We start from the raw sequence: 10088 nt of genomic DNA on the forward strand, positions 1-10088 counted from the left end.
CCGCCTCGGCGGCGTCCGCCGCGACGACCGTCCGGCGGTGGGCGAAGGCGCGCCGGCCGCGCGCGAGGGTGTGCGCGACGTCCGCGAGGTCGGCGTCCGGGTGGTCGGCGAGGTGCGCGGCGAGCCGGTCGGTCTGCTCCTCCAACGCCTGCTCGGTGCGCGCGGAGAGGCGCAGCGTCCGCACCCCGGACGGCCCCGGTGACGCGACCGGGGTCGCGGGGGGCTCCTCCAGGACGACGTGCGCGCCGGTGCCGCCCATGCCGAACGAGCTGACGCCCGCGCGGCGCGGGCCGTCCCGCCGGGGCCACTCCAGGGCCGTGCGGGCGACCGCGAAGGGACCGGCCGCGAAGTCGATCTCGGCGTTGGGGCGGTCGTGGTGCAGGCTCGGCGGGATCAGCCCGTGCCGCAGCGCCAGGACCGCCTTGATCAGCCCGGCGACGCCCGCGGCGGCGTGCGTGTGCCCGATGTTGGTCTTCACCGAGCCGAGCGCGCAGCCGCCGGGGACCGCGCCCGCGGCCCGGAACACCCTGGTCAGCGCCTCGACCTCGATCGGGTCGCCGAGCCGCGTCGCGGACCCGTGCGCCTCGACGTAGGACACCGTGGACGGATCGACCCCGGCCGCCTCGTACGCCGCGGCGACCACCCGCGCCTGCCCCGCGACGCCGGGCGCGGTGAACCCGGCCCGGTCGCCGCCGTCGTTGCCGACCGCCGAGCCCCGGATGACCGCGAGGACCCGGTCGCCGTCCGCCCGCGCGTCCGCCAGCCGCTTCAGCGCCACCATCCCGACGCCGTTGCCGGGGACGGTCCCCTCGGCGGCGTCGTCGAACGCGCGGCAGTGGCCGTCCGACGAGAAGATCCCGCCGGGCCGGAACAGGTAGCCGGTGACCTGCGCCGCGCGCACGGTCGCGCCGCCGGCGAGCGCCAGGTCGCACTCGCCGCCCAGCAGCGCCCGGCACGCCAGGTGGACCGCGACGAGCGACGTCGAGCAGGCCGTCTGCACCGTCAGCGCCGGGCCGGTGAGGTCGAGCCGGTACGCCAGCCGCGTCGCGACGTAGTCCTTCTCGTTCGCGATGGCGCGGGCGAACCCCTCGCCGTCGTCGCCGGTCGGCGGCAGCAGCGGCAGGTAGGAGTTGTAGTAGGTCCCGGCGTACACGCCGACGCGACCGCCGGTCCGGGACGGGTCGTACCCGGCGTCCTCCAGCGTCTCCCAGGCGCACTCCAGCAGGACGCGCTGCTGCGGGTCCATGAGGTCGGCCTCGCGGGGGCTGATGCCGAAGAACCCGGCGTCGAAGCGGTCGGCGTCCTGCAGGACGCCCTGCGCCCGCACGTACGCGGGGTCGGCCAGCACGTCCTCGGGGACGCCCGCCGCGGCGAGCTCGGCGGCGCTGAACCGGCTGATCGACTCGACGCCGTCGCGGAGGTTGCGCCAGAACGCGTCCCGGTCCGACGCGCCGGGGAAGCGGCACGCCAGGCCGATGATCGCGATCTCCCGGCCGGTCCCGGTCAACGGTCCTCCCCGGCGGCGTCGGCGGCGGTGGCGTCGGCGGTGTCATCGGCGGTCGCGTCGAGGTGTTCGGCGAGGGAGCGGACGGTGCTGTACATGAGCAGCGTCGACTTCGCGACGGTCCGTCCGGTCTCGGCGCGCAGGCGCTCGGCCACCCGCGCCAGCGCGAGCGAGTCGCCGCCGAGCTCGAAGAAACCGCTGGTCGGATCGACGTCCGGTACGTCCAGCACCGACGACCAGATCGCGGCGACCAGACGCTCGGTGTCGTGTGACGCACGCGGTGCGGGCCGGGCGGGCGGTGCGGGCCGGGCGGGGGGCGGGGCCGGGCGGGCCGCCGGGGTGAAGCGCTCGGTCAGCCGGACGCGCTGGACCTTGCCCGTCGTGTTGCGCGGCAGCTCGTCCACGAAGAACACGCGGCTCGGGACCTTGTGGTCGATCAGGCGGCGGGCGGCGTACGCGCGCACGCTGTGCTCGTCCACGCCGACGCCGGGACGGGTGACGACCGCGACCGCGACGTCCTCGCCGAGCGTCGGGTGCGGGAGGCCGAACGCGGCGGCCTCGGCGAGGCCGGGATGGCCGGCGAGCGCCCGGTCCACCTCGGCGGGCGCGACCTTCGAGCCGCCCCGGTTGATGATCTCCTTGGCCCGGCCGATGACGAACAGGTAGCCGTCCTGGTCGAGGTAGCCGTAGTCGCCGGTGCGCATCCACCCGCCGGTGAAGGCGGCCTCGTTCAGGGACGGGTCGCCCGCGTACCCGGCGGTGACGTTGCCGCCCCGGATCGCGATCTCGCCCGCGTCGCGCGGCGGCAGCTCCCGGCCGTCCGGGTCGAGGACGGCGACCGGGCCGCCCACCGGGACCCCCACCGAGCCGACCTTGCGCGGACGCGGCGGCAGCGGGTTGATGGTGACCAGCGACGCCGCCTCGGTCAGCCCGTACCCTTCGAGCACGGGCGCGCCGAAGAGGCGTTCCAGCCGCTCCAGGACGGAGTCGGGCAGCGGCGCGGACGCCGACCGGACGAACCGGAGCGGCGCGCCGCCGGGGCCCCGGCCGGTGCGGTCCGCCTCGTCCAGCAGGGCCCGGTGCATCGCGGGAACGGCCGTGTACCAGGTGGGCCGGAACTCGTCGAGCCAGTCCATGAACGCGGCGGCGTCGAAGCCGGGCGGGCACACCACACCCGCGCCGTGCACGAAGGACGCCAGCAGCGTGCTGGTCAGGCCGTGCGCGTGGAACATCGGCATCGGGTTGAGGCAGCGGTCGGCGGGCGTGAGCTCCAGGGCCCGTCCGGTGTTCCAGGCGGCGGTCAGCAGGTTGGTGTGGGTGAGCGGGACCATCCGGGGCAGGGCCGTCGTGCCGGACGTGAACAGCGTGAGCGCGACGTCCTCGGGCCTGGTCCCGGGCTGGTCGTCGGGGACGGACCGTCCGACGGGGGCGCCGGTGAGCGTCCAGACGCCGGCGGGGTCCTCGGGGCGGACGACCAGCTCCAGGATCGGGACGCCGAGCCGGTTCGCCGCCGCGACGGCGTCCCCGTCGTCTCCGGGCGGGACGACCAGGGCCTTGGCGCCGGTCCCGGTGAGGAAGTGCGTGAACTCGTCCGGACGGTGCGCCGGGTTGAGCGGGACGCAGGAGGCGTGGGCAGCGACGGCGAGGAACGCGGTCGCGAGGTCGGGGCCGGTCGACAGCGCGAGCGCCACCGCGTCCCCCGGGCCGATGCCGAGCCCGCGCAGCCGCCGCCCGGCCTCGTCCACCTGGCGGGCGAGGGCGCCGAAGGTCAGGGCGGGCCGTCCCGGCGCGGCCAGCGCGACGCCGTCCGGCCGCTCGCGGGCCTGCTCGGTGACCAGGTCCCGCAGATGGTGCGGTGTGGCTAGCCGCATAGCGCCTCCTCCAGGTCGTGGCGGCCGGGCGCGGCCCGGCCCGCGAAACGGATCGCCGCGAGGACGCCCGGGACGAACGCCGCCCGGTCGTTCACCCGGTGCCCGATGTCGATCTGCTCGGCCGGTCCCCCGGCGAGCAGCCGGTGCTCGCTCACCGCGTCCCCGAACCGCAGCGAAGACACCGGCGCGTCGTTCCCGTTCCTGGCCTTTCCGTGTGCGGGGCCGCCGGGGCGGTGGGCGCCCCAGGCTCGGGCGAGGGCCAGGGCGGTGGCGCTGGGGGCGTCCACCTTGGCGGCGTGGTGGATGTCCACGACGGCGGCGTCCCAGGTGGGCGGCAGCGTCGTGGCGAGGTCGGCGACGAAGCGCCGGATCAGCGCCAGCACGAGGCTGAAGTTCGCGGCCTGGACGACGGCCCGCCGCCGGGCCGCCCGGTCCAGGAGGCCGTGGTCGCGGTCCGTCAGGCCGCTGGTGCCGACGACCAGCGCGCACGGCGTCCGCTCGGCGGCCTCCAGCAGCCGGGCGGTCCCCTCGCGCCGGGTGAAGTCGACGACCACGGGCGTCCCGCCGTCGGACGGCGCGCCCGCCCGCAGCGCGGCGACGAGGTCGTCCACGGCGTCGGGCGCGGCGGTGGGACGGAGGTCGAGGTGACCGGCGAAGCGCAGGTCGGCCGTGTCCCGGACGGCGTTCGCGATCAGGGTGGCCATCGTCCCGGTGCGTCCGCAGACGAGGACGGGCGTCACCATGTCAGGACCGCCCTTCGAGCAGGCCCATCCGGCGTGCCAGCTCGGACTCGGCCATGTGCGGGCCGCCGAAGTGCGCGTGCGCCGCGTCCGCCCACGACGGCCCGCCGGGCAGGCCGAACTCGGCGGCGAAGTCGTCGGCGATCCGGGCGGTGCGGCGGGTGAGGCGGGTGCAGGCGGCCAGCGCGGCGGCGGCCGAGACCCCCGCCGATACGTGAGCGCCGGTCGGTGACGACGGTACGCCCGCGCCGGTCGGGGTCGCCGGGGCGCCGCTCAGCCGGGGGCCGAGGCGGGCCAGGTCGGCGAGCAGGCTCAGCTCGATGTCCAGGCGGGACAGCTCGTGCGCGAGGTGCTGCGACCCGCTGAGCGGCGCGGCCCCGCCGTCCGGGACGGCCAGGACGCGCCGCAGCCCCGCGACGACCGAGGTGGCGTGCGCGACCGCGAGCGTGAGGTAGCTCCACGTGTAGGCGTCGAGCGCGGCCACCAGCGGGGAGCCGGCGTCCCAGGTCACCGGGGGTGAGACGAGCCGCGCGTCGATCTCGGCGTCGGCGGCCTCGGCCCAGCCCCACCCGCCCGCCGCGCCCCCGCCGCCGCCGACCGCGAGCGCCGGATGGTCGTGGGCGACGAGGCACAGCCGCAGGCCGTCGGCGCAACCGATCTGCACGAGGGCCGCCTCCGCCGCCGCGCTCCCGTACCGGTACCGCCCGGACAGGACGACCGAGACCCCGGCGGCGCGCCCGTGCACGGCGGGGACGCGGGGCGACAGCTCCATGCCGGGGGTGAAGAGCGCGAGCGCGCACGGCGTCCCGCCCCGCCGGACGGCGTCCAGCAGCGGATGGCCGGACGCGCCGAACAGGTCCAGCAGGGGCAGGACCCCGGCGGTGTGCTCCAGGACGGCGGCGGCGTCGGGGAAGCCCAGCCCGTCGCGGGCCTCGAGGAGCCGGGACGGGACGTCGGCGGGGTTCGGACGGCCGTCCGCCAGGAGCTCGGCCAGCAGCCCGCGCACCGTGTCGGCCTTGCCGCTCACGTCCCCGCCCCCTTCTCGCCGTCCCCGCCGCCGGCCTCCGCCGCACCGGGCGCGGCGGAGCGGATCAGGTGGGTGATGCCGTCCACGGTCGCGAGGGCTTCGGGGTCGCGTTCGGTGTCCGGTTCGACCTGGTAGAGGCGTTCCAGGGCCTCCAGCAGGTTGATGAAGGCGATCGAGTTCACCCCGGCGTCCACGAGGGAGCCGCCGGCGGCGCGCAGGTCGGCGACCGACACCACGCGTCCGGTGGCGATGACCACCAGGGCCTCGACGCGCTCGCGCAGGGCGGCGTCGTGCGTGTCCTGGCCGGCCGTGTTGGGCGTGTCCGTGTTCCGGGTGTCCGTGTTCGGCGTGTCCGTGTTCCGGGGGGCCGGGGGCTCGGCGGCGGGGCCGGGCGGCGGGCCGGTTCGGGTGTCGGCGTCGGTCATCGCGTGCTCTCCCGTCCGGATGCGGTGGCCGCGACGGCGGCCCTGAGGTCGTTGAGGCGGACCTTGCCCGCCGACGAGCGCGGGATCTCGGGGAGGAAGCTGATCCGCTGCGGCACCTTGTAGGCGGCGAGGCGGCCCCGGCATCCGGCGAGGACGTCGGCGCGGGCGAGCGGCCGGTCCCCGGCGACCGCCATGTGCAGGACGGTCTGCCCGTCGGCGTCGGCGTCGGCGAACAGGACCGCGTCGCGCACCCCGTCGATCGCCCGGACGACGCCTTCCACCTCGTGCGGGTCGATCTTCCGCCCGGCCAGGTTGATCACCCCTGCGACGCGTCCGGTGACGAACAGCCGGCCGTCCGCCAGGTGGCCGAGGTCGCCGGTGGCGTAGAAGCCGTCGGCGTCGAGCCGCCGCTCCAGCTCGCCGGGCGCGTTCAGGTACCGGCTCGCCATGGACGCGGTCCGCAGCAGGATCTCGGTCGCGCCGTCCGGACGCCGCCGGGGCCGCAGCGTGACGCCCGGCAGCGGGGTGCCGAGGCCGCGCCGGTAGTCCGGGTCGCGCTCGAAGGTGCAGGGACCGGCCTCGGCGACGCCGTAGTAGTCGGCGATGCGGACGCCGAACCGCTGCTCGAACCGGGCGCGGACCGCGGCGGGCAGTTCCGCGCCCGCCGAGATCGCCAGGTGCAGGCCGCCGAGCCGGTCGGCGCACAGCTCCGATCCGGCGAGCGTGCGGTAGACCAGCGGGAACGCGACCATCCGGGTCGCGCCGGTGTCGGCGAGCGTCCGCGCGATCCGCGCCGAGGTGGGCGGCCCGGTGTGCAGGACGATCTCCGCCCCGACCAGGAGGCTCGACAGCAGCGAGGTGTTGAACGCCAGGCCGTTGGTGAACGCCGCGAGGCACAGGGTGCGGTCGCCGCCGTCCAGGCCGGTGCCCGCGACCCAGTTGCGGGCGGCGCTGAGCACGGCCGAACCGGAGAACTCCAGGCATTTCGGCACGCCGGTCGTGCCGGACGTGAACCGGCACACCGCCGTGTCGGGAAGCAGCGCCGCCGGTTCCCCGGACGCCGGGACGGTGACCAGCGCGTGCCGGCTGCCCTCGACGGGCGTGACCGTCCCGCCGAGCGGGAAGTCGCCGGCCGCGGGGGCGTCCGCGAGGAAGGCGGTCACCCCGCAGCCCGTCCTGATCGCCTCCAGCTCGGTCTGCCCGAACGCGACGTCCACCAGGAACGGCACCCGCCCGGTGGACAGCAGCGCCAGGTAGGACAGCACGTAGTCGATGCTGTTGCGCGCGTACACGGCCACCCGGTCGCGGTCGGGACCGGCGTCCGCGAGCGCCCGGTCCACCGCGGTCGCGAGCCGCGCGACCGCGCCGCCGAGGTCGGCGTAGGTGAGCCGTTCGGCCCCCTGCCGGAGCGCCGTCCGGTTCGCGAACCGGACGCACGCCTCACGGACGATCGCGTCGAGCTGGGGCTCAGGCATGGTCGCGCCTCCCTTCGGGGGCGTCCGCCGGGACGGGGGCGCGCGGCGGCCCGGCCGCGGCGGACGGATCGTCCAGGCCGGCCAGTTCGGCGCGGCCCGCGAAGCTGTGGTTGGCGAGCGTGAGCATCGTGGTCTGGCTGCCGCCCGCCATGCGCAGGCCGCGCAGCTGCGCGTAGCCGCGCAGGGACGGGCTGTCCCACATGTAGCCCGCGCCGCCCTCCAGGTCGCAGCAGAGCCGCGCGAGGTCGCAGGCGCGCTCCACGCAGAACCACTTGAGCTCGGCCACCTCGGGGACCGGCGCGGCGGGGCCGTCGACGCGGCCGAGCAGCGCGGCGAGTCCGGCCGCCATGAGCTCCTGGTCGGCGCGGGCGCGGGCGAGCGGATGGGCCGCGGCGGGCCAGTCCCCGAGCGGCCGTCCGCCGAGCGTGCGGCGGGTGACGTGCCGGACGATGTGCTCGAGCAGCCGCCGGTGGACGAGGTGGGCGTCGAACGCGATGAGGTAGCGCATCCGGGACATCACCCGGTTCCAGCGCAGGAGCTGCCCCACCCCGCCGCGCGACACCACGTGCCCGGCCGGGACGCGCACGTCGTCGAACTCGATCCGCGCCGAGTCGGCCGAGCGGGTGCCGAGCTTGTCGTAGACGTGCGCGACGCGGACGCCGGGGGTGTCCTTCGGCACCAGGACCAGCGCCGTCCCGCCGTCGAGCCGGGCGCTCACGAAGCACAGCCGCGCGCCCGCGCCGTTGATGACGTACCGCTTCGCGCCCCGGACGACGACGTCGCCGCCGTCCCGGCGGGCGGTCGTGGGCTCCTCGGCGGACGGGTCGGTGTCGGCCTGGCAGGCGCTCGACGTCCCGTCCAGCAGGCCCGGCAGGTACCGGTCGCGCAGCGCGGGCTCGGCGTCGGCCAGCCAGCGTGTCGCGACGTCGTTGTGGACGTGCGCGGCGAGCAGGATCCCGGCGTCGCCCAGGGAGGCCATCGCCTCGCTGAGGACCAGGCTGCCGAGCAGGCCGAGGCCCCGGCCGCCCAGCTCGGCGGGCAGGGACGCGCCCAGCAGTCCGTGCCGCGCCATGTCCCGCCACGCCCGCGCGGTCAGCGGACCGTCCGGGCCGTCGCGCCACTCGGCCAGCCGCTCCGGCGTGAACACCGCACGCGCCGCCCGCGCCAGCTCCCGGTGCCGCTCGGTCAGCGGCACTCCGGCCGCCGCCGCGAAGGCCGCCGCGACACCCTCGTCCCCCGCCGTCCCGTTCGGATTCGTCCCGGTCGGGGGCGTCTCGATCGGGGGCGTTGCGGGGGTGGACGGGGTTCGCGGGTTCGTCGTCGCAGCCGCGTCGGTCACGGTCGGCACGTCCTTCGAGGTCACGGCGCCGGTCGTCGCCGGCGCTCCGCTGGTCGTCATGCGGCCTCCCGCCCGTTCGCGGCGGCTCCGCCGGAAGCGGCACCGGCAGACGCGGCGCCGGGCACGCCGGACGGTTCGCCGCCGGAGGTCGAGGTGCGGCCGTGGCTGTAGGCGATGGCGTCCCGATCGGACTTGCGGGCGTCCGGGTCCGGCACGCCGAGCGCGACCAGGTAGACGATCTCCTCATCGTGGGCGAGCCGTCCGAGGCGGGAGCCGTGGGCCTCGTCGAAGCCGCCGACGCAGGTGACGCCCACCCGGTCCGCGTCTCCGTCCCCGGCGGCGTTGAGGCAGAGGCGCTGGGCCACGTGCGCGGCGTGGAAGTGGGTCTCGGCGAGACCGGCGCGGCCGAGTTCGCGCAGCACCCGGGACAGCGGGGCGTGCAGCAGGACGAGCACCGCCGCGTGCCGCAGCCCCGCCTGCCGCTGGAGGGTCTCCAGGACGTCGGTCTCGGTGACCTCCCCGCGGCCCTCGGGGAGCAGGGTGCGGGCGTCCGGCTCGTAGGCGTACGCGCCCGCCGGGAGGCCGGTCACGTCGCGGACGACGAGCCGGACGCCGACCCCCGCCCCGGGCTCGGCGAAGTCGCCGTCCAGCGGCGCGTCCAGGCCGTCCAGCAGGCGGACGAGCCGGGCCGCGTCGATCGGCCGCGGCAGGAAGCCCTTCACGGACTCGCGCCGCGCCATGGCCCGCGCGTGCCCGTGCCGCTGCCCGCGTCCGTTCCCGCGCTCCTCTGACGTTCGCGGCGGCAGCGGCACCGGCACCGGCGCTTCTGGCTCCTCGGTCCGCGCGGGCCGGACGGCGTTGAGCGAGCCGGACGCGCCCGGCAGCGGCGACGCGGCGGGGCCGTAGGCGAGGCTGATGTCGCGCAGGGCCTCGAAGTTGCGCCGCTCGGCGTCGTCCGGCGGGTCGAGGCGCGCCTGGTGCCGGTCCAGCCACACCGGGCGGACCGCGCCGTCGGCCTCCGCGTCTCCCGCCGGATCGGCGGCCAGAGCGCCGTTCGCGCCGCCCTCGCCGAGGGCTCGCGGTGTCCCGGCGATCGTCACGACGACCTGCGGTTCGCGGCAGGTCCCGGTGAGGCCGAGGGCGTGGGCCAGCCACTGGCGGTGGAACCGCAGGTGGACGGTCGGATCCAGGCCGACGTCCCGGGCGGCCAGGGCGAAGTTGACCGCGGCGTGGCCCGTGTCGAGCAGCGTGTAGCGGTAGCCGCGGCGCCCGTACTTGGCCATCGACCGCCACGGGCGCGCGGCGAAGGTGACGACGGCGTCCGGCGGGGCGTCGCCGTCCCGCGTCCAGAGTCCGGCCCCGGCCGCCAGCTCGCCGAGGGAGAGCGGAGCGGCGGTGGCGAGGGGGCTCAGGCGGTCGGCGTCGATCTCGTACAGATGGCAGCCACTCCCGGGGAAGGACGCGTCCACGCCGGGCCCGAGCGCCACCAGCACCTCGAAGGGGTAGAGGGCGCCCGCCGAGGGGGTGGCGCGGGCCTGGACGAACGTGCCGTCCTTGGCCAGGACCGTGCCGGGCCGCCGGCCGCAGCCCCGGCCGAGCGCGGTGGCGAGCGCCGTCCGGAACTTCCGGGCGGCGTCCTCCGGCCCCGCCGGGGACGTCCCGCCGGACGCCGTGCCGGACGCCGTGCCGGACGCCGTGCCGGACCGG

8 protein-coding genes are annotated in these 10088 nt (G+C 77.1%); all 8 read right to left on the minus strand.

Going from position 1 to position 10088, the window contains the following annotated elements:
• Positions 1-1507: type I polyketide synthase (locus DZF91_RS33530; protein WP_147341510.1), on the minus strand; the 1507-nt coding region annotated here is incomplete at its 3' end.
• Positions 1504-3375, minus strand: a complete 1872-nt coding sequence (locus tag DZF91_RS33535) for a non-ribosomal peptide synthetase (RefSeq protein WP_117361062.1) — start codon at positions 3373-3375, stop codon at positions 1504-1506. The genes DZF91_RS33530 and DZF91_RS33535, both read right to left, overlap by 4 nt.
• A complete protein-coding gene (locus DZF91_RS33540) occupies positions 3366-4118 on the minus strand; it encodes a 4-hydroxy-tetrahydrodipicolinate reductase (RefSeq protein WP_117361063.1) in 753 nt (250 codons plus the stop codon). The genes DZF91_RS33535 and DZF91_RS33540 overlap by 10 nt, the downstream gene beginning before the upstream one ends.
• 1 nt (position 4119) lies before the next feature.
• Complete coding sequence (locus DZF91_RS33545; protein WP_117361064.1) at positions 4120-5142, minus strand: hypothetical protein; 1023 nt, start codon at positions 5140-5142, stop codon at positions 4120-4122.
• Positions 5139-5567 carry a hypothetical protein gene (locus DZF91_RS33550; protein ID WP_117361065.1) on the minus strand — a complete coding sequence of 143 codons (429 nt, stop codon included), beginning with the start codon at positions 5565-5567 and terminating at the stop codon, positions 5139-5141. Before DZF91_RS33550 ends, DZF91_RS33545 begins: the two co-directional genes overlap by 4 nt.
• Complete coding sequence (locus DZF91_RS33555) at positions 5564-7042, minus strand: class I adenylate-forming enzyme family protein (protein ID WP_117361066.1); 1479 nt, start codon at positions 7040-7042, stop codon at positions 5564-5566. Before DZF91_RS33555 ends, DZF91_RS33550 begins: the two co-directional genes overlap by 4 nt.
• On the minus strand, positions 7035-8441 hold the full coding sequence (locus DZF91_RS33560) for an acyl-CoA dehydrogenase family protein (protein ID WP_117361067.1): 1407 nt from the start codon (positions 8439-8441) through the stop codon (positions 7035-7037). Before DZF91_RS33560 ends, DZF91_RS33555 begins: the two co-directional genes overlap by 8 nt.
• The coding region (locus DZF91_RS33565) for a nitroreductase family protein (RefSeq protein WP_199487076.1) at positions 8438-10088 on the minus strand (1651 nt) is incomplete at its 5' end. The genes DZF91_RS33565 and DZF91_RS33560, both read right to left, overlap by 4 nt.

The sequence above is a fragment of the Actinomadura logoneensis genome, from assembly GCF_003428695.1.
Taxonomy (GTDB): domain Bacteria; phylum Actinomycetota; class Actinomycetes; order Streptosporangiales; family Streptosporangiaceae; genus Spirillospora; species Spirillospora logoneensis.